Origin of the sequence: Streptomyces sp. BK022, assembly GCF_004217355.1 — a bacterium.
In the GTDB taxonomy this organism is placed as follows: Bacteria; Actinomycetota; Actinomycetes; order Streptomycetales; family Streptomycetaceae; genus Streptomyces; species Streptomyces griseoluteus.
The window spans coordinates 167580-184767 of sequence record NZ_SHKU01000004.1; the positions used below are offsets into that span (position 1 = coordinate 167580).

The window sequence follows — 17188 nt, forward strand, 5'->3', positions numbered from 1 at the left end:
TCGGCGTCCGCTACTCCCGGCGCCAGGGCCGCGCCCACCTCAAGTTCCTCATCCTCGCCAACCTCCTGGAGAAGACCTATGGCGGACATGCTGAAGAAGTCCCAGAAGCAGGAGCGGCGAGGAGCGGAACTGCTGGGCGGGACGGTGAACGCCGGGAGCGGAAACGGCTGGGTCAGAAAGAACGACGTACGCACCCCTGAGTACAGCGTCGAGTACAAGGTCACCGGCAAGAAGCAGTACTCCCTGAAGGACGCAGAACTTCAGACCGCGGAGAAACAGGCCCTCCTCGACGGCAGGGAAATGCTCTTCGGGATCCAGATGGAAAGCGGAAGGAACTGGATCGTGATGAGCGAGGAAACATTCCTCACGCTTAATACCCAGGCGTTCCCGGACGCCGACCCCGACGAGGTGCTGTCGTGGTAATGCACCTGCGGATGAACGCCCCCGAATGGGACGGCGGAGGCAACCCGGACAAGGAAGCCTCCTGCCGGAAGTTCCGGCCGACGAGAGAGCACGACGACTTCTTCGGCGACGGGACCGGAGAGGAATCCGAGGCCAAGCACATCTGCAACGGCACCTATACCGACCGGGTGTGCCCCCTCAGAGAACAGTGCCTGTCCTTCGCGCTGATCAACAACGAGCACTACGGAGTCTGGGGCGGCCTGACCGTCCTGGAGCGGGCCTACATCAGGAGGTTCGTCCCCAAGAACGAATGGAGTTACGACCGTGCCCCGAGCCGGGAGGACATCGAAGCCGTCTGGCCAGACCGGCTCCCGCCGGAAGACGACGAAGCCGACGGGGAAGATGGCGGCGCTGGCGGAGACGAAGAAGAACTCCTCGGTGCTACTGGGTGACATCCACAAGCACCTGCTCGACCAACACGGCAAGCCCACGGACCGCCGGCAGGACATCATCCACCCCTCGGAGATGGCCAAGGCCGACTGGTGCCCCCGCCAGACCTACTACAGGCTGGCGGGGGTTTCCCCCGAGAAGGACCGCTCGTTCTCCGCGCAACTGGAGGGCGTTTTTGAAGAGGGCCACATGATCCACGCGAAGTGGCAGAAGTGGCTCCAGCAGATGGGCCGCCTGTGGGGGAAGTGGAAGTGCCCCGTCTGCGACTACTGGGAGATGGGTACGGCCGGACGCATAGCCTGCCCGTCCTGCCGGAACCGCTCCGACCTCGCTGGCTACCCGGTGTACCTGGAGTACGCCGAGGTGCCACTGGCCGCCGAGCACGAGTTCCTGATCGCCGGGCACGAGGACGGCGCCGTGGAGGACCTGAACGCCCTCGTGGAGATCAAGTCCATCGGCATCGGCACCGTCCGCTTCGACAACCCCGAGCTGCTGCGCGAGTACACGGTGAAGACCGAGGACGGCAAGACCGTCACCGACCTGGACGGCCTGTGGAAGGCGCTGCGGCGCCCGTTCGGCAGCCACATCCGGCAGACGCAGATCTACCTGCGGCTGTGCAAGGAGATGGGCCTGCCCTACGACAAGGTGATCTTCCTCTACGAGTACAAGGCGACGCAGGCCCAGAAGGAGTTCGTCGTCAAGTACAACCCGGAGATCGCCGAGCCCCTGTTCGAGACCGCGCTCGACATCAAGTACGCCCTGAAGAAGGGCAAGCCACCACCGCGGCCGGAGTTCGCCGGCCAGGACAAGAAGGTCTGCAAGGACTGTCCGTTCATGTCGACCTGTTGGGAGACCACCACCAATGACCAGAGCGGTATCACGGAGGGGCTGGGAAGCCGTCCAGAGCCCGAGCACGAAGGCGATACGCCGGATGGAGCGGGAGGACCTGTACCTGCCTCCGAAGCCCGAGGGCGACATGCCAGAACTGCCCCCGGATCCCACCGAACTCGACGACAGCGAACTGATGCAGTTGTTCGCCCGGACGACAGCGTGGGTGGAGTACACGGGCAGCCGGCTGGCAGCGGCGGAGGTGGACGAAAAGTCGTGCGCCGACACACTCGAAAGCCATAAGGCCCTATCCGCCGTCCGCAATGCGTCCGCCAAGACAGTGACGCAGGCCAAGGCCATGGCGCACGAGGACCCGGAGTACATCGCGGCCCAGGAGGCCAAGACGGCCGCCTACGCCTACCGCAAGATGGTCCAGGCCCTGCACCAGTCCGCCGAGGGCCGCAACACACTCCTGAGCCGCGAGCTGACCCGCCGGGTCGGCCGTGGTGACCGCGAGGCGCGCGCCGGCAGGATGAGCGCATGAGGACCGTACGCCGGTCCGTGACGCGCATGGAGCAGCCCCGGCCGCCGTGGGAGTGGCGCAACCACTTCCGGGCCGGGGCGCCCCGGACGTGCCTCACCTCGCACCGGGATCCGGTCTACGTACGCCGCGGTGAGCACGTCTACAAGGTCGGTCAGTTCGACTGGCTGCTGCGCCTGTACCAGCACGTCGGCGTCTCCGAGCAGTCGGTGCGCTGGGAGGGCTATGTCCTGTATGACCTGGATTGCGAAATGCCCGTAATCAGGTTGTCAAGCGATTGGTTGGAATACGTTGACAACCGTCGAGAGATCGTGTTTCGTATCAGCAAGAAGGACGCCCTGGCAGCCGGCGGGGAGATCGAAACCCCCGACGGAGTCCGCTTCGCCGTCCCACTCAGCGCCTACTCATCCCACGAAGGGCAGTAACCCACCACATGTCGCTTAATACCTCGGTCGCTCCGGCGGCCGTCACCTTCCGCAGCACGATCACCGCGACGCTCGACACCGAGACCGTTGCCGGGTCGGACGCCAAGATCTGTAAGGCCGCCCGGGTCTCCACGGTCGGCGCCGCCGCGGCGGAGACCGGTGAAGCCCGCGGCCTGATCAACTACCTCATGAAGAACAGGCACGGCTCCCCGTTCGAGCACGCGCAACTGTCCTTCCTCGTCGAGGCCCCGATCTTCGTCGCCCGCGAGTTCATGCGTCACAGGGTCGGCTGGAGTTATAACGAAACCAGCGGCAGGTACCGGGAGTTGGAGCCCGTCTTCTACATGCCGCCGGCCTCCCGCCCTCTGGTCCAGGTCGGCAAGGCGGGGGAGTACTCCTTCGAGCACGGCACCCACGAGCAGTACGACGCCGTCGAGCACTCCTTCGGCGTCATCTACCGCGCCGCCTACAGCCACTACCAGCAGATGCTGGGCCGGGGAGTGGCCCGCGAGGTCGCCCGCAGCGTCCTGCCGGTCGGCACGTTCACCTCCTTCTACGCCACCTGCAACCCGCGGTCGCTGATGCACTTCCTCAGCCTGCGTACCACCTCCGCGTGGGCCACCTTCCCCTCTTTCCCCCAGGAGGAGATCGAGCGGGTCGCCGACGACATGGAGAAGGCATTCTCCCTGCACTTCCCACTCACGTGGGAGGCCTACCTCGACAACGGAAGGGTCTGCCCGTGAGCCGCCGAAACGACGACCGTCCCACCGTCATCGCCCTCCTGGCCCTCGCCGCCGTCCTCCTCTCCCTGAGCACCTGGGCATGGACCTCCGCCCCCTGCGGGATGTGGAAGTGGGAGAAGGCCGGCGACGTGCCCGCCCGGTGCGTGATGCACCGATGAACACCCCCCTCCTCGTCACCGTGATTGCCGCGTGGGTCGGCGTTCTGCTCTTCATGGCCTGGACCCTGATCAACGTCGCCGCCGAGCGCGACAGGCTGAAGGACGAACTGATCATGGAGCGCGTCCGGCGCCGGAAGATCGAAGAAGAGTCCCTGGCCCTGGTCGAGAAGGTCACCCCGCTGATCGAGAAGACCGACTGGATGACCGGCCGCTGGCACGGCCAGTTCAACACCCTCGTCCGCATGGAGAACCGCCGGAACGAGAGCGTGGACGCCGCCCGCCGGGCCCTGTGGAGCATCCCCCTCGTCGCCGAGCACATCAGGACCAGCCTCACCTTCGGCGACCACCTGAACGTCACCGAGTACCGCAACGGAGAGAGCAAGTGAACGCCACCACCGCCCCCGTCGACCCCGACACCGAGATCGTCGAGTCCTGGCTGCCGCGGTACATCGGCCTCCACGGCTTCGCCGGCACCGGCAAGGACGCCGTCGCCAAGATCCTCGCCAACTACGGGTACGAGCGGGTCGCCTTCGCCGACGTCCTGCGCGAGGCCCTGTACGTCCTCAACCCGATCGTGTCGTACGGCTACACGGGACAGCAGTGGCTGAGCGAGGTCGTCGACCACCTCGGATGGGACCTGGCCAAGCGCGAGTACCCGGAGATCCGCCGGATGCTCCAGGTCCTCGGCACCGAGGTCGGCCGCGAGATGATCGACCAGAACGTCTGGGTCAACTCGGTGTTCAAGAAGTTGGAGGAGGGCAAGAAGTACGTCTTCACCGACGTCCGCTTCGTCAACGAGCACCAGGCGATCGACTCCCGCCTCGGCCTGCTGGTCAAGATCGACCGCCCCGGCTACGGCCCCGTCAACGCCCACAAGAGCGACAAGGGCCTGCCCGACGAGTGGTTCGACGTCCGGATCGTCAACGACGGCAGCCTTGAGGACCTTAATACCAAGGTGCGCGAGATGCTGAGGCTCGCATGACGAACCGGTCGAAGCAAAAGGGCACCAGTTTCGAGTCTTCCGTCCTCCCGGCCATCAAGGAGAAGCAGCCGCTGGCCGAGCGCCGGGCCCTGGAGGGAAAGCAGGACAAGGGAGACTTCTACATCCCCGGCGAGGACCGCTTCGTGATCGAGGCGAAGAACCACAAGGAGATGGACCTCTCCGGCTGGCTGAGGGAAGCCACCACCGAGGCCGCCAACGCGAATGTCCCCCACGGAGTCGTATTCCACAAGAAGAGGGGTACCACGGACCCGAGAGAGCAGTACGCGACCATGAAGGTCGGTACGTTCCTCGACCTGGTTTACCCGGAAGAGTAACTAGGTGACGCAGCAGGCCCCAGGTGAGGACGACACCCTGGGGCCTGTTGTCATTAACACAAGATTCCTGTGCCTCCGTATTCTCGAATTGTGATCAGAATCGGACACACAGGAGTCATCAATGGGAGTTCAGTACGACGACGAGGGGGCCGGTAACGAGGCCATCCTGCGCGTCAAGAGTTCTTCGAGCGCGGCCAGCCTGGCCAGCGCCATCTCTCACGCCGTTTATGACGGCAAGCGGGTGACCCTACGAGCCATCGGGGCCGGAGCGGTAAATCAAGCCATGAAGGCCATCGCCATCGCGAACTCGTTCGTGGCGCCCCGCGGAATCGTGCTCGACTGCCGGCCCGGATTTACCACCGTCACCACGCAGGATGCCGGAGATATCTCCGCGCTGCTGCTGCGGATCTTCGTCCACTGACGTTCTAATCCGCTGCCTTTTCGTCTCTACACTGGGTTTGATCCAGTGGAGGCGTAATGAATGGTGTGGCGGAAGAAGGACGCAACGGCTCCTTCTCGACCGGAGCTATGGAAACTAAGTTCCCGTCGATAAACCTCCAGCCCGTGGCGCGATTCCAGCCGACATCGGTATTCGACGAGACGCAGGTTCGCGGCTCAGCGAACGGCCTGGGTTCCGAGGACTACGACCGTAAGCGCATCGGCGGGGGATTCGCCCCGTCCACTAACGGCGCCTCGAAAGGGACCTACGACAAGCGGCTGTGGATCGACAAGAACCCGTACCGAACCATCGGCGGCTGATTAAGGAGCCAGCAGTGGCGAAGAAGAAGAACAGCGGCATCACGACGACGGACAACCCGTCGCTGCGGCCGACCATGGGCACCGACGCCTCCCGGCTGGCCAACGTCGCCAAGCCGATCAAGGGCCGCAGCGTGCCGAAGAAGGGCAACGCCAAGGGCGGCTTCCTGGAGGCCGCGACCGCCAAGCACCGCCCCGGCATCCTGGAGCGCAACGGCGCCTCCCTGCGGCCTACCGCGATCCTCTACCAGGCCAACGCCGCCGAGGCCGGCGCGGTCCAGCGCAACGTCGTGACCGTTCCGTCCGCCATCGGCAACCGGGACTTCTACGCGAGGCGCCAGTACGGCCAGGGCATGTGAGCAGGTAGCGACCATGTCCAGCAACTGGCAGTACTTGCCACCGATGGGCATCGGGCAGCCGGGCGCTCCAGTGCGCGCGAATGGTGGAGCAGGAACAGATGGGCTCACCTTCCGCGATGGTCTGGACGCCCGGCGCGCTGCTATGGGCGCTCGCACGCCCTCCGCGGAGTACCCCGACGGCTACCTCGGCACGATCAACGACAGACGACGCGACCGCGTCATGGAGGGCGTCCAGAAGCGCCTGACCGACCGCAGCTACCAGCGCGGTGTCCACAAGGGCGACGTGATCGACCGCTCCGACTACTTCTGGCCGGACGCCGGGGGAGTCAACCCCCAGGCAGGTCTCGTCTACGAGGCCCGCGGCCTGCGCTGGACCCAGTCCGGCACCCCCGAGGAGCGCCTGGCCCACATGGGCAAGAACGCAGCCCTCAGCCCCGCGGAGATGGGCGCCCTTCAGCAGAAGTACGGCATCTCCGAGGTCATGGCCGACATCGACCCGGTGCGCAGCGAGCGGCTGAAGAAGCTGCTGCCGTCCGCCTCCCCGTACAACTCGCCCGACCAGTGGAGGTGAGCGTGCGCTCGAAGGAGTTCCGCGGCCAGATCGCCGCGATCAAGAAGGCCACGCCCAAGACCCCCGACCAGTCCATCCGTGACGCGCAGAAGACACAGGGAGCAGGTTCGTCGTAATGCTCACGAAGAAGGAAATCGCCGCCCAGAACCGGGACTTCAAGGCGACACAGAGGGGCGCAGCCGCGCAGATCAAGGCGGTCACCCCGCGCGCCAACAAGAAGACGCCCGGTCCGGGAGCGTACTTCGGAAGTGGCACCCCCGTCGCTCCCAAGGACACCCCGAAGGCCTCGGAAGTCGCTCCACCGGAGGGCTCCGGCATACCCGCGGTCACCCCCAGGCAGGAGAAGAAGGCCGCGGGGGTCAAGAAGCAGTTCAACAGCATCCGCGACACCTCGACCACGACGAAGAACCTGGCCAAGCGGCAAGCCCACGAGGCGGCCCACCCTGAGCGCTGGCAGTCCATCCAGGACCACCCGGGCGCCGGGTCGAACCCCCGCCAGTCCTACGGGCTGATGGGGAACACCGACAAGGCGCCGAACCTGCACGGCCAGCAGGAGCTGGAGGCCGTCAAGCGCGAGGGCAACACCTTCGTCTCTGACACCTCCGCCGATGTCTGGCACGGCCAGCACACCATGAACCCGACCCGGGACATGATGCCGGTGAACAAGCGGTGGGAGGACCACACTCCGGCGGAGCAGGCTCGTGTGCTGCGCTCGGCTGCGAAGTTCGGCGTCACCCCCGACTCCGCGCACCGTGCGCTGGCGGCCCAGGTGGACCGCGCCTACGCCCACGAGGGCGGGCACCACGACTCCTTCTACAGCCCGGCCGAGGACCACACCCGCGACGGCTCCCTGAGCCCGCGTGCGCGCCTGAAGGTGTCCGCGCAGGAGAATGGCGTCCCCTTCGGCGTCCAGGCCGCTGCGAACGCCATCACGTCCCCGCAGAACGTCTTCGTGCGCCCGGACAAGAACACCGGCAAGGCCGTCTACCCGAACGACGAGGCCGCCTCCCACGCGATCCAGTGGGCGAAGTCGGGCAGGACCGGCGAGCAGTACGAGCGGCACCCGGACTACTACGTCCCGGCCGCCGACAAGGTGAAGAAGATCGTCACCTCGAAGTCCGGGCAGAAGAAGATGGAACTGGTGAAGCGGGACGACGACCCCCGCGCGTACCCGGTCAACGGCTACCCGGCCAACGCGAAGACGGCGATCGACGTCACCCACCAGGTCCTCAACGGCAAGCAGTTGTCGGACGCGTGGAAGCCGACTGCCGGCGAGAAGGTCTCGGCGTATCACAACTCGTGGGTCGACCCTCACGGCTCCAGCCAGTTCTGGGTGTCCGACACCCACTCCGGCGGTGGCGCTTTCGCCCCGCACCTGGAGGACAAGAAGGGCTCCGGCAGCCAGCAGGCCTACATGGGCATCAAGGGCATCCACGCCTTCCACGACCACATCGCGCGGAATGTGATGCAGGAGCGGGGCCTGAATTCGCTCACCAACATGCAGTCCGCCCAGTGGAGCGAGGAGAAGCGGCGCCGCGGCGACAACCACGACGCATCGCTTAATACCTACGGCAAGAGCGGGCTTAATACCGAGGTCCACCCGGACCAAGGTCACCTGGAGGAGGGCGGTAGCAGCCTGTCCGCCCGCGGCATTGTTCCGAGCAGCAATGCGGTGGCCGCCGCTGTACGAGGACGGCGAAAGTAACCCATGCAGAACGCAGATTCTGTCTACGACCGGTCGCATCCGTGGGATTCTCTTCCAGAGCGGATTCTCACGGACGCGCTCGGCGTCGCTGACATTCCGGGCGATGTGCTCGCACTCCAGAGCGCACCGCCCCCGGTCGTCCGGCCTCTGTTTCCTCCGAGGTTCGGATACAGGGATACGGCCCTGGGTATTCAGGACGTGCTCCAGGTAGACAAGACCTACCCGTCCCCTTCGGCGAACTTCTATACCGGAACCGAGGGCGGATATTCTGGAAGTCCACGGTCAACTATTGGGGGTTTCTGATGGCCGGCAAGAAGGCGCACCGGGCAGATGACAAGCGAAACTCCGGCATGTCGCACAACGTGCCTCGTACGGCACGCGCGGGTTCCGTCGGCGCCGCGAAGCCAGCAGTGATGCACTTTTTCCACGACCGGCGCAGCGGATTCAACGGAAACGGAAAGCGAGCGAGGTAATGGCATACGCCCCCACGCGTTCGATGAACGCAGAACTCAACGAAGGCGCCACGGACGGCAAGTACAAGAAGATCGTCGTCGACCGCGGCGGCCTCGGTGTGGCTGACTCGGCCACCGTGCGCCATCGCGTCGACCTCTACGACGTCTGGTACGGGCGTCACGAGGACGAGGTCAAGATCCGCCCCGACGGCCAGGCCGTGCACACCCCCAACTACGTCCAGACACCACCGAGCCAGGCAGGATTCTGAGTCTGATGTCCCTCCACGGAGTCGACCTCTCCAACAACAACGACGCGGCGCACGTCGCGTCCGCCATCGCGAGCAAGACCAACGCCTTCATCATCGCCAAGGCATCCGAGGGTGAGCACACGGGCGACGCGAAGCACGCCGGCATCGTCAAGGCGGCCCGCACCGCACGGAAGGCCGTCGGCCACTACCACTTCGGGCACCCCACCCAGGACCCGATCACCGAGGCCAAGCACTTCCTCGCCGCTGCCGGCGCGCAGGTGGGCGAGGTCCTGGCGCTCGACCTGGAGGCCTCCGAGGGCACCTGGCACCAGCGTCTCGACTACGCGCTGAAGTTCCTGGCGTACGTGAAGGCGCAGACGAAGGCGTCTCCGCTGTTCTACACGTACACCTCGTACATCACCGGCCTGCTGTCGGTGGCGACGGCCGAGCAGGCCAAGGAGTTGAAGGCCTACCCGCTGTGGGCGGCTGACCCGAACAACCCTGCCGGTCACCCGGCTATCGAGGGCTGGGGTGTGTGGACGATCCACCAGTACGGGATCGTCAGCAACATCGACCAGAACATGCTGAACGGCGACCTTAATACCTGGAAGGCCCTGGCCATCCCGGCTCCGGCGCCCAAGCCTGCTCCGGCCCCTGCTCCGGCTCCCAAGCCGACCCCTGCTCCGGCCCCTGCTCCTGCTCCAACCCCTGTGAAGGCGTACACCATGGTCATCTTCGGTATCGGCAGTGACGCGATGACGGCCGCCGCGGCTTGCGAGTCGTTCCAGCCCAAGGGTGCGGTCGCCACAGCCCGCCTGGACGTCGCCCAGGCTGCACTGAAGGCGGGTGACCAGGTCATCGCGGTCGGCGGCCCGGCCAACACCGCGATCGGCTTCAAGCACGCCAAGGCCGGCACCGTCGCCGTCTCCGGCAAGCAGATCGCCGTCCAGGGCGCCACGGCCGGCGACTCCTACGTCCTGCTCGGCCGCTACCTGGCCACCGGCAAGTAACACGTTCTGCAAACGGCATCCCGGTTACGCCTTCCGAAGGCATAACCGGGATGCTATTGTTTTGACGGTCAACAACCCCTTGAGGAAGGACACACGTGAGCGAGCACGTACGGCTGCTGCTCTGCAAGACCTGCGGCTCCCTGGAGGAACTGCCGGACTACGAGGGCGACCCCAGGAACGACTACCTCCTCGACGCCCTGGTCAAGCGCCACCCCGACCACATCGCACACCCGATGATGCGGGTGGAGAAGAAGCACTGGGACTCCCCGTCCACCAAGGACGCGATCATCGCCCAGATCCGCGAGAAGACCGGCCACACCGGCCTCGACCCCGCGTTCTACAACGCCAAGAACACCTTCCAGGAGGACGCACACTCCTGCTGGCAGAAGCACCTGCGCAACCCCGGCTGCAACGACTACAAGACCGCGTCCAAGCGCCTCACCCCGGACACGGCCGCCGAACGCAAGGCCGCAGGCCTCCCGAAGTACCGCAGCGCCCAGGACCGCTACCTGTGCGAGTTCTGCCCCGTGCACTCCCTCGTGGTCCAGGCGGCCCGCGAGAAGGCCGGACTCTACAAGTAACCCCACCCGAACCACACTTGGAGCACAACATGCCTGACGTCCCGATCCTCGGCCAGACCTCCGCCCCGCTTAATACCGGCGACCTCACGCCCGAGCAGCGTGAGGTCCTGGCCAAGATGGCCGAGGAGAACCCGCCGGCCGAGGACGAGATCGGCACCCCCGTCACCACGGCGTTCATCGTCGCCGTCGGCCTGGACGGAGCGGTCATCGCCACCGCCGACCTCACCGAGAAGTACGTGCCCCGCCGCGGCGCCACCCCCGACGACATCTACGGCGCGGCCTCCGTCGTCCTCAAGGACCTCCAGTCCATGGAGACGGCCCAGCGCACGCAGCAGGCCATGATGATGATGGGCCAGGCCATGCAGCGACAGGCCGAAGAGCAGCGGCTGCGCGCTTCCCTCAAGATCTGAGCGGAAATACCAACTGGAAAGCCCTCAGATTCCATTCCATAGCGGAGCGGATTCTGGGGGCTTTCCCTATTCCAGCTAGAATCGAAACCATGGCCGGATACGAGTTCTACCTCAATCGAGCAACGACCCAGGGCGCCCAGCCGGATTTTCACGCCGGAGCCTCCGGGTATTTCAGCGCGCCCCAGAGCGGACTCGACCCGCACATTTTCGACGGGGACCACATCAAGGCGGACGTCCGGGACCACATCCTCGGCGTCTTCTACCACTTCCTGGACCTCCGGTACACCGGTCGTACCAGGTGGCTGGGCGTGTGGCTCGCCGGATCCGGCATCTCCTACCAGTGGGCCGGCGACCGCGGAAACGGCGACCTGGACGTGCTCTTCGGCATCGACTATCCAGAGTTCTGCCAGTCTAACCCGGCCTTCCAGGGAATGCCCGAGGACGAATTCGCCGACCTCCTTAATACCGACCTGAAGAAGACCCTGTGGCCCGCCACCGCGTCCACCAATTTCCACGGCCAGACGTACGAGGTCACCTACTACCTCAACCCCGGCACCACCCGGGACTCCATCGCGGCAATTCACCCCTACGCCGCCTACAACCTCACCCACGGCCGCTGGGACATCCGGCCGCCGTCCCTGCCGTCCAACCCCCGGGACCTGTACCCGGCCGAGTGGTGGAAGCACATCGACGCCGAGCAGGCCCACGCCCACGTCCTCGTCGACCGCTACACCAAGCTGCGCTCGATGCTGGCCAGCACCCACCCCAACTCGCCGACCTTCAAGAACCTGATCACCTCCCAGCGCCTCGTCGTCGAGCAGGCCAAGACCCTCTTCGACGACATCCACCTCGGCAGGAAGGCCGCCTTCGGTGCCGGGGGACAGGGCTACGGCGACTACGCAAACTTCCGCTGGCAGGCACACAAGGAGAGCGGCGTCGTCAACGCCCTGTCCACGCTGGCCACCGCGGACGTCGAGGCCCGCAAGGCAGCGGAGACCGAACAGTACGGGGCTCCACTCGACGACGCCGCCACGGCCCTGGCCAAGGCGGCTCTGTGGAACACCCCCTACCGGAGGTCGTAATGGCCAACCCAACCCGCAGCCCCTTCGCCGGCCCACAGTTCGAGCAGACCGCCCTGCCGGTACTGCGCGACACCCGCACGTCCCACGAGGCCAAGCAGCAGACCGCGCTGCGCGCCAAGTACCACCTGACCCGAGACATACCGCTGCACCTTCAGACGCACTACAAGCCCGGCGCGCTTAATATCTCGCATCCCGCACCCCACCCGGGCGGGATGCAGACCAAGGTCACCACCATCGGCTCCCCGCGGGACACCGACCTCATCCACGACGAGGAACGCGACAAGTACCCGCAAGCCGAGGGCCAGATGGTCATGGGCCCGCCACACAACCCGCAGCAGTTCGGACACCTGGACGGCCACGGCAACGTCGTCGACCCCAAGATCGGCGACCGCTGGTTCGCCAAGCACGGACCGCAGATGTCCCCGGGCAACGAGACGTTCTGGAACAAGCACGCCAAGTTCCAGTCCATCAGCACCAGCTCGGTGCTGCACACCGGCCAGACCGCCTACGAGACCGGCTCCCACTCCTACATCACCGGCCCGCTCGCCCCCGACCACCCACACGTCAAGGTGGTCATCCAGGGAGGCACCCCGTACGTCGCCGACGCACACCACCGCCTCGCGGAAGCCCGCGGCCGAGGAGACACCCACGTAGGCGCCCACGTCCTCAACCTGGACCAGTTCAAGCCCGAACAGGGCCCGTTCATCACCAAGCGGACCCCCACCGAGGACATCAGCGACCACCTGGTGAAGGACCACGGCTACAGCCCGCGCTTCCTCGGCCGGGCCGACGCCTTCCACATCCACGCAGACGCGCACCGCCAGGGCCTGCACGAGCACGATCACGGGTGACCCGACATGACAGCAACCGTAGCCATCGTCATCGAAGGCGTGCTGATGCGGGAAGTCGGAGACGCCGTCATCACCCAGGGCCAGCGCCTGTACTGGGGCCTGATGGAGTCCTACAAGGTCGCCCTGATCACCGATGACACCGACGTCGAGCCGGTCCAGCACTGGCTGAAGGTAAACGGCTTCAACAAGCACCCCTACCTCATCCCGGCACACCTCAAGGACCCCGAGGACGAGGGCCAGCGAAGGCTCAAGCAGATCTCCCGCCTGCGACAGGCCGGCTGCAACGTCGAGCTGGTCATCGAGCCCAACCCGCAGATCGCCGCCTACCTCATGGCCCACGGCATCGGGGTCCTCAACTACCTGCACCCCAACTACAGCAACCCCCGGTTCCGCCCCGACTACCAGGACACCGTCACCCCCTGGTCCGAGCTGGTCGGCGAGGTGGAGCGGCAGCGAGCACTACGCGAAGAAGACCCGAGACAACACATGGAGATCCTGTGACCGTCCCCCTGGTGATCGAGATCGCCCGCACGCTCAACGCCCTCGTCGGAGCGGCCTTCTCGGCCCTGCTCCTGCGGGCCACCCTCCCCGTCTGGCGCCAGCTCGGCGCCGCGGAGAAGTGGCTGGCCGCCGCCCTGTTCATCTACAGCGCCAACGTGTGCGTCTTCAGCGCCTTGTTCTGGACCTCGCCGACCTCCGGACGGTCCTGGATCAACGTCGGCTTCCTCATCAGCCTCCTCGCCGCGCACCGCTACCTCTACTTCGTCCGGAGGGACACCAGACCATGAACGTCGGAAACATCAGCGCCATCGCCAACGGGTTCACATCGAGACTGAACCGGCTCCAGTTCCCGAACAACCCCCGCCCCGCCGCACAGCGCAGCACAGGCGGTCAGAACGCCCCCCAGAAGACCGCCGCACCGGCATCCAACCCTGGACAGGCCACCGCCGGCCCTGGCCGCGCCCGAGCCAACACCAGCGCCCCAGCCGCAGCCCCGGCCCCCGCCGGCCGCTCCCGCGCCAACACCCCGGCCCCGGCACCGTCCGCCGGCACGCGCCCTCGCCCCAACGCCCCGACGCCCACGGTCACCGCAGGAGACTTCCACTTCCAGCAGGCGATGGCCCGCTCGGCCGATCTGCTCCACCGAACGGACCGGACGAAGGCCAAGTCCCCCGAGGGCAAGTCCATCATGCGTGACGCCGACCGCGCCCGCGGAAGGGACTACGGCACCCTCGTCGCCCAGGACCGCGCGAACGTGGCAGGCGCCAGGGCCGACCTCAACTCCCACTTCGACGCTGTCAAGACGGAGATCTTCCGCAGCCACGTGTCCCGCACAGCGCAGCCGACCCCAACCCCTCAGCCGGCTTCTCCCGCGCAGCCGTCCCCGGCACCGAAGAAGGTTGCTGCGGCTCCCGTCCAGGGGTCGCAGAAGCCCTCCCCGGCTCCGGCGCCGGCCCCTGGCCGCGGAGCGGCGAAGCCCAAGCAGGTTCCAACCTCCCCGGTGAACAGCGACCAGCAGTTCGACCAGAAGAACTACGCCCCGGCCGCCACGGCCGCTCCGCGTCCGACCCGGAAGTACACCCCTCCGCAGCCCGAGGCGCCAGCCGGAGGCATGCCGGCCGCACCCGCCAAGCCGAAGCCTGCCCAGAAGGCCACTCCGACGGTCAAGGCACCTGCCGTCCCGGAGCGCCTGTACTCCTCGGATTACGGCGGTACGAAGGTGAAGGTCCAGGTGACCACGCCGGAGCACACCCGGGACGACGCCCAGACGTGGAAGGAGGTCGAGAAGGCCTACCCCAACGCGGAGTCCATCAGGGTCCACCACGCCGGTGGCACCTACTCCCTCATGAAGATGCGCGGCAACGCCCCGGAGCACTCCTCCAGCGCCATCAAGGGCCGCGAGGCGCTGATCCCGGACCTGCCTCGGAAGGAACGTTTCGCCAAGGGCAAGCCCGCCGCTCCCCGCGCCGAGGAGACCCCGGAGCACACCCGGTTCGAGGCGGGAGAGGGACAGATGGCCTTCGGGGACGAGCCTGCCGGTAAGCCCCCGAAGAAGGTGGAGGGCGTGAAGATGGCGGCCTCCAAGCGCCCGCAGACCTCGAAGTGGGGAGGCCTGCGACAGGAGAAGCCGACGCCCCCGCCCGTGCAGGTGCACCCCAAGCCGAAGGCGACCGTCCCGGCTCCGGTGAAGAACCCCCAGCAGTTCCCGTCGAGCGACGAGTTCAACAGCATGCTGAACGACGTCGTCAACGAGTCCAAGGCCCCGGCTGCTCCCGCCGAGCAGCCTGCCGCTTTGGCCAAGGCCGGGGTGCGCGAGACGCGGCTGAAGATAGGCGGTAAGGAGCAGGTCATCCGCACCGTCCACAACGGATCCACGGCGCAGTTGGAGGCCAAGCACACCCGGGCCGTGAAGGCGGCTCTGGCGAAGGCGCACGAACCCGAGGTGACGGCAGCGCAGCGCAGCCTGGACTCTGCCACCGCGATCGGCGCCAACAAGTCGACCATCGCCTCCCGCAAGTCGGAACTGGCCCAGGCGAAGCGGAAGGCCGCCGGATACAACCACGTCGACCCGTTCACCACGGCAGCCAAGGCGAAGCCCGCGAAGGTCCGGTACACGACCGAGGTGCCCGAGCACCTGAAGCCGTTCATGGGCGACGGCCCGGACGACCCGAACCAGTCCCGGTTCTACGGGATCGGCAAGAAGTAACCCAACGAGATTCGGAGAAACAACCCGTGGAACTGTACTTCGGCGGTAGCGAGATCCCCGGCTGGCGCAAGATGCTGGCCGAGGAAGGCGTCGAGACCGTCAGCCTGTCTTACATGGGCCTGCGGCGCCGGACCAAGTTCGTGCGCCCCTGGCTCATCGCCGACCACTACCTGGAAGGCCAGAAGGTCTTCCTGGACTCCGGTGCCTACACCGTGAACAAGGCCGACGACGACAAATACACGACGGCGGAACTCAAGGAGATCGCCGCGCATTACGAGGCATTCGTCCAGCAGAACATCGACTCGCTTAATATGGTGTCCGAGTTCGACGCGGTCGTTCTCGGACGGGAATGGATAGAGGCCCGGCGCGAGGATTTCTGGGAGGACATCCCCGAAGACAAGTTCCTTCCCATCTGGCACGCGGAATGGGGCGTCGAAGAACTCGACCGCCTCGCCCAGCGCTATAAGCGTGTCGGAGTAACCCAGACGGATTTGGACGGACGGAATCTCGCCCCGGTCCTCAACGAGATCACCAGGAAATACGGAACGCTCCTCCACGGCGTCGCAATGACGAAGCCCGCGGAAATGGCGGCCGTGAACTGGGATTCCGTCGCGTCCACCTCCTGGATATCCCCCTCGCAGTACGGCGACACCATCGTGTGGACCGGCCGCGAATTGAAGCGGTACCCGAAGAAATACAAGGACCAGGCCCGTAAGAGGCACCGCACCCTTTTCCAGGAAGCCGGCTTCGACCCCGACAAGATCGAGGACGGAGACAACGACGAGATCCTGCGATTCACCATCTGGTCCTGGCAGCAACTCGCGGCGTCCATCGAGCAGCACCGGGCGCCCGAGGCCGAACCAGTTACTACTTCCCCTTCAGGGCTACTGGCCGCTTTCGCTCAAACACCCGGGGGCACAGTTGATACGGCCACTGGAGAAATGGTCAACGGCGTAGCAACTCCCACCCCTCGCAGGGACCGGCCGCGTACCAACTTGCCGGTCATCGGCCTGGTGCAGGAGAAGGAGGTCTACACCGACCCCGAAGACGGCGTGAACAAGGAGCGGGACGTCCCGCTGGTGACTGTCCGCTCCCAGTCCATGCGGATCTGCTCGTCGTGCTTCCTGGCTCAGAAGTGCCCGGCCTTCGACAAGGACGCGAACTGTGCGTACGACATTCCGGTCGAGGTGAAGAGTAAGCAGCAGATGCGCTCGCTCCAGGATTCCCTCATCGAGATGCAGGCGCAGCGGGTCCTCTTCATGAAGATGGTGGAGGACATGACCGGTGGTTACGCGGATCCGAACCTCTCCGGCGAGATCGACCGTCTCCAGAAACTGGTGAAGGTGAAGACGGAACTGGAGCAGGACTCCTTCTCCGTGAAACTGGAGGCCAAGGGGAACGGCGCCCAGGCCGGCATGATCAGCCGACTGTTCGGAAAGGACGCCGGTGAGCAGATGACCGCCCTGGAGCGACCCATCCCTGCGGACCGGATGATCGAGCAGGGCAGCGGATTCATCGACGCCGAGATCGTCGATGTACCAACTTTCTACAACCAGGAAGGCTAGTTAGTACTTCTCATGACCATCTACAAG

General features: G+C 65.9%; 25 protein-coding genes. All 25 read left to right on the plus strand.

From position 1 onward, the window contains the following. The first annotated feature begins 78 nt into the window (after positions 1-78). The 25 genes from EV284_RS17275 (at position 79) to EV284_RS17390 (ending at position 17161) form a co-directional block, all read left to right on the plus strand. The gene (locus tag EV284_RS17275) at positions 79-423 is read left to right on the plus strand and encodes a hypothetical protein (RefSeq protein ID WP_130335092.1); all 345 of its coding nucleotides are present in this window, start codon (positions 79-81) and stop codon (positions 421-423) included. A gap of 11 nt (positions 424-434) precedes the next feature. Further along, positions 435-854 carry a WhiB family transcriptional regulator gene (locus EV284_RS17280; RefSeq protein WP_165425559.1) on the plus strand — a complete coding sequence of 140 codons (420 nt, stop codon included), beginning with the start codon at positions 435-437 and terminating at the stop codon, positions 852-854. Then, the gene (locus EV284_RS17285; RefSeq protein ID WP_130335096.1) at positions 805-1983 is read left to right on the plus strand and encodes a hypothetical protein; all 1179 of its coding nucleotides are present in this window, start codon (positions 805-807) and stop codon (positions 1981-1983) included. The genes EV284_RS17280 and EV284_RS17285 overlap by 50 nt, the downstream gene beginning before the upstream one ends. A 37-nt stretch (positions 1984-2020) precedes the next feature. Continuing rightward, a complete protein-coding gene (locus tag EV284_RS17290) occupies positions 2021-2224 on the plus strand; it encodes a hypothetical protein (protein ID WP_130335098.1) in 204 nt (67 codons plus the stop codon). Between the two features lie 17 nt (positions 2225-2241). Continuing rightward, a complete protein-coding gene (locus EV284_RS17295; RefSeq protein ID WP_130335100.1) occupies positions 2242-2646 on the plus strand; it encodes a hypothetical protein in 405 nt (134 codons plus the stop codon). Positions 2647-2654: 8 nt separating this feature from the next. Next, positions 2655-3389, plus strand: coding sequence for an FAD-dependent thymidylate synthase (thyX, locus tag EV284_RS17300; RefSeq protein ID WP_130335102.1), 735 nt, complete (start codon positions 2655-2657; stop codon positions 3387-3389). After that, positions 3386-3547: a hypothetical protein gene (locus tag EV284_RS32720; RefSeq protein WP_165425560.1), complete on the plus strand. Its 162-nt coding sequence runs from the start codon at positions 3386-3388 to the stop codon at positions 3545-3547. The genes thyX and EV284_RS32720 overlap by 4 nt, the downstream gene beginning before the upstream one ends. Continuing rightward, complete coding sequence (locus EV284_RS17305) at positions 3544-3933, plus strand: hypothetical protein (protein ID WP_130335104.1); 390 nt, start codon at positions 3544-3546, stop codon at positions 3931-3933. Before EV284_RS32720 ends, EV284_RS17305 begins: the two co-directional genes overlap by 4 nt. Then, a complete protein-coding gene (locus EV284_RS17310; RefSeq protein ID WP_130335106.1) occupies positions 3930-4529 on the plus strand; it encodes a hypothetical protein in 600 nt (199 codons plus the stop codon). The genes EV284_RS17305 and EV284_RS17310 overlap by 4 nt, the downstream gene beginning before the upstream one ends. Then, positions 4526-4864 (plus strand): hypothetical protein, encoded by a 339-nt coding sequence (locus EV284_RS17315; RefSeq protein ID WP_130335108.1) that lies wholly within the window; start codon positions 4526-4528, stop codon positions 4862-4864. The genes EV284_RS17310 and EV284_RS17315 overlap by 4 nt, the downstream gene beginning before the upstream one ends. A 121-nt stretch (positions 4865-4985) precedes the next feature. Beyond that, positions 4986-5285, plus strand: coding sequence for a stage V sporulation protein S (locus EV284_RS17320; protein ID WP_130335110.1), 300 nt, complete (start codon positions 4986-4988; stop codon positions 5283-5285). A gap of 56 nt (positions 5286-5341) precedes the next feature. Beyond that, positions 5342-5623 (plus strand): hypothetical protein, encoded by a 282-nt coding sequence (locus EV284_RS17325; RefSeq protein WP_130335112.1) that lies wholly within the window; start codon positions 5342-5344, stop codon positions 5621-5623. A 14-nt stretch (positions 5624-5637) separates the two neighbouring features. Further along, the gene (locus EV284_RS17330; RefSeq protein WP_130335114.1) at positions 5638-5979 is read left to right on the plus strand and encodes a hypothetical protein; all 342 of its coding nucleotides are present in this window, start codon (positions 5638-5640) and stop codon (positions 5977-5979) included. 142 nt (positions 5980-6121) lie between these two features. Further along, positions 6122-6550: a hypothetical protein gene (locus EV284_RS17335; RefSeq protein WP_130335116.1), complete on the plus strand. Its 429-nt coding sequence runs from the start codon at positions 6122-6124 to the stop codon at positions 6548-6550. A 115-nt stretch (positions 6551-6665) separates the two neighbouring features. Next, the gene (locus EV284_RS17340; RefSeq protein ID WP_130335118.1) at positions 6666-8255 is read left to right on the plus strand and encodes a hypothetical protein; all 1590 of its coding nucleotides are present in this window, start codon (positions 6666-6668) and stop codon (positions 8253-8255) included. Positions 8256-8751: 496 nt separating this feature from the next. Next, positions 8752-8976: a hypothetical protein gene (locus tag EV284_RS17345; RefSeq protein WP_130335120.1), complete on the plus strand. Its 225-nt coding sequence runs from the start codon at positions 8752-8754 to the stop codon at positions 8974-8976. 5 nt (positions 8977-8981) lie between these two features. Continuing rightward, complete coding sequence (locus EV284_RS17350; RefSeq protein WP_130335122.1) at positions 8982-9965, plus strand: glycoside hydrolase family 25 protein; 984 nt, start codon at positions 8982-8984, stop codon at positions 9963-9965. A gap of 95 nt (positions 9966-10060) precedes the next feature. Then, positions 10061-10546, plus strand: coding sequence for a hypothetical protein (locus tag EV284_RS17355; RefSeq protein WP_130335124.1), 486 nt, complete (start codon positions 10061-10063; stop codon positions 10544-10546). Positions 10547-10575: 29 nt separating this feature from the next. After that, entirely contained in the window at positions 10576-10956 is a 381-nt protein-coding gene (locus EV284_RS17360; protein ID WP_130335126.1) for a hypothetical protein, read from the plus strand. 89 nt (positions 10957-11045) lie between these two features. Beyond that, on the plus strand, positions 11046-12038 hold the full coding sequence (locus EV284_RS17365) for a hypothetical protein (RefSeq protein WP_130335128.1): 993 nt from the start codon (positions 11046-11048) through the stop codon (positions 12036-12038). Next, complete coding sequence (locus EV284_RS17370) at positions 12038-12889, plus strand: hypothetical protein (protein ID WP_130335130.1); 852 nt, start codon at positions 12038-12040, stop codon at positions 12887-12889. The genes EV284_RS17365 and EV284_RS17370 overlap by 1 nt, the downstream gene beginning before the upstream one ends. Before the next feature lie 6 nt (positions 12890-12895). Then, on the plus strand, positions 12896-13390 hold the full coding sequence (locus EV284_RS17375) for a hypothetical protein (protein WP_130335133.1): 495 nt from the start codon (positions 12896-12898) through the stop codon (positions 13388-13390). Then, the gene (locus EV284_RS17380; protein WP_130335135.1) at positions 13387-13677 is read left to right on the plus strand and encodes a hypothetical protein; all 291 of its coding nucleotides are present in this window, start codon (positions 13387-13389) and stop codon (positions 13675-13677) included. The genes EV284_RS17375 and EV284_RS17380 overlap by 4 nt, the downstream gene beginning before the upstream one ends. Continuing rightward, positions 13674-15596, plus strand: coding sequence for a hypothetical protein (locus EV284_RS17385; protein ID WP_130335137.1), 1923 nt, complete (start codon positions 13674-13676; stop codon positions 15594-15596). Before EV284_RS17380 ends, EV284_RS17385 begins: the two co-directional genes overlap by 4 nt. Before the next feature lie 26 nt (positions 15597-15622). Continuing rightward, positions 15623-17161, plus strand: a complete 1539-nt coding sequence (locus EV284_RS17390) for a hypothetical protein (RefSeq protein WP_130335139.1) — start codon at positions 15623-15625, stop codon at positions 17159-17161. Positions 17162-17188: the final 27 nt, after the last annotated feature.

What these genes read in the sequence shown, in the direction of transcription:
- EV284_RS17360 (WP_130335126.1), top strand. Translation starts at nt 10,576, where the DNA reads ATGCCTGACGTCCCGATCCTCGGCCAGACCTCCGCCCCGCTTAATACC.
- EV284_RS17350 (WP_130335122.1), top strand. Translation starts at nt 8,982, where the DNA reads ATGTCCCTCCACGGAGTCGACCTCTCCAACAACAACGACGCGGCGCAC.
- EV284_RS17370 (WP_130335130.1), top strand. Translation starts at nt 12,038, where the DNA reads ATGGCCAACCCAACCCGCAGCCCCTTCGCCGGCCCACAGTTCGAGCAG.
- EV284_RS17325 (WP_130335112.1), top strand. Translation starts at nt 5,342, where the DNA reads ATGAATGGTGTGGCGGAAGAAGGACGCAACGGCTCCTTCTCGACCGGA.
- thyX (WP_130335102.1), top strand. Translation starts at nt 2,655, where the DNA reads ATGTCGCTTAATACCTCGGTCGCTCCGGCGGCCGTCACCTTCCGCAGC.
- EV284_RS17275 (WP_130335092.1), top strand. Translation starts at nt 79, where the DNA reads ATGGCGGACATGCTGAAGAAGTCCCAGAAGCAGGAGCGGCGAGGAGCG.
- EV284_RS17345 (WP_130335120.1), top strand. Translation starts at nt 8,752, where the DNA reads ATGAACGCAGAACTCAACGAAGGCGCCACGGACGGCAAGTACAAGAAG.
- EV284_RS17385 (WP_130335137.1), top strand. Translation starts at nt 13,674, where the DNA reads ATGAACGTCGGAAACATCAGCGCCATCGCCAACGGGTTCACATCGAGA.
- EV284_RS17280 (WP_165425559.1), top strand. Translation starts at nt 435, where the DNA reads ATGAACGCCCCCGAATGGGACGGCGGAGGCAACCCGGACAAGGAAGCC.
- EV284_RS17305 (WP_130335104.1), top strand. Translation starts at nt 3,544, where the DNA reads ATGAACACCCCCCTCCTCGTCACCGTGATTGCCGCGTGGGTCGGCGTT.
- EV284_RS17335 (WP_130335116.1), top strand. Translation starts at nt 6,122, where the DNA reads ATGGGCGCTCGCACGCCCTCCGCGGAGTACCCCGACGGCTACCTCGGC.
- EV284_RS17285 (WP_130335096.1), top strand. Translation starts at nt 805, where the DNA reads ATGGCGGCGCTGGCGGAGACGAAGAAGAACTCCTCGGTGCTACTGGGT.
- EV284_RS17320 (WP_130335110.1), top strand. Translation starts at nt 4,986, where the DNA reads ATGGGAGTTCAGTACGACGACGAGGGGGCCGGTAACGAGGCCATCCTG.
- EV284_RS17340 (WP_130335118.1), top strand. Translation starts at nt 6,666, where the DNA reads ATGCTCACGAAGAAGGAAATCGCCGCCCAGAACCGGGACTTCAAGGCG.
- EV284_RS17375 (WP_130335133.1), top strand. Translation starts at nt 12,896, where the DNA reads ATGACAGCAACCGTAGCCATCGTCATCGAAGGCGTGCTGATGCGGGAA.
- EV284_RS17365 (WP_130335128.1), top strand. Translation starts at nt 11,046, where the DNA reads ATGGCCGGATACGAGTTCTACCTCAATCGAGCAACGACCCAGGGCGCC.
- EV284_RS17315 (WP_130335108.1), top strand. Translation starts at nt 4,526, where the DNA reads ATGACGAACCGGTCGAAGCAAAAGGGCACCAGTTTCGAGTCTTCCGTC.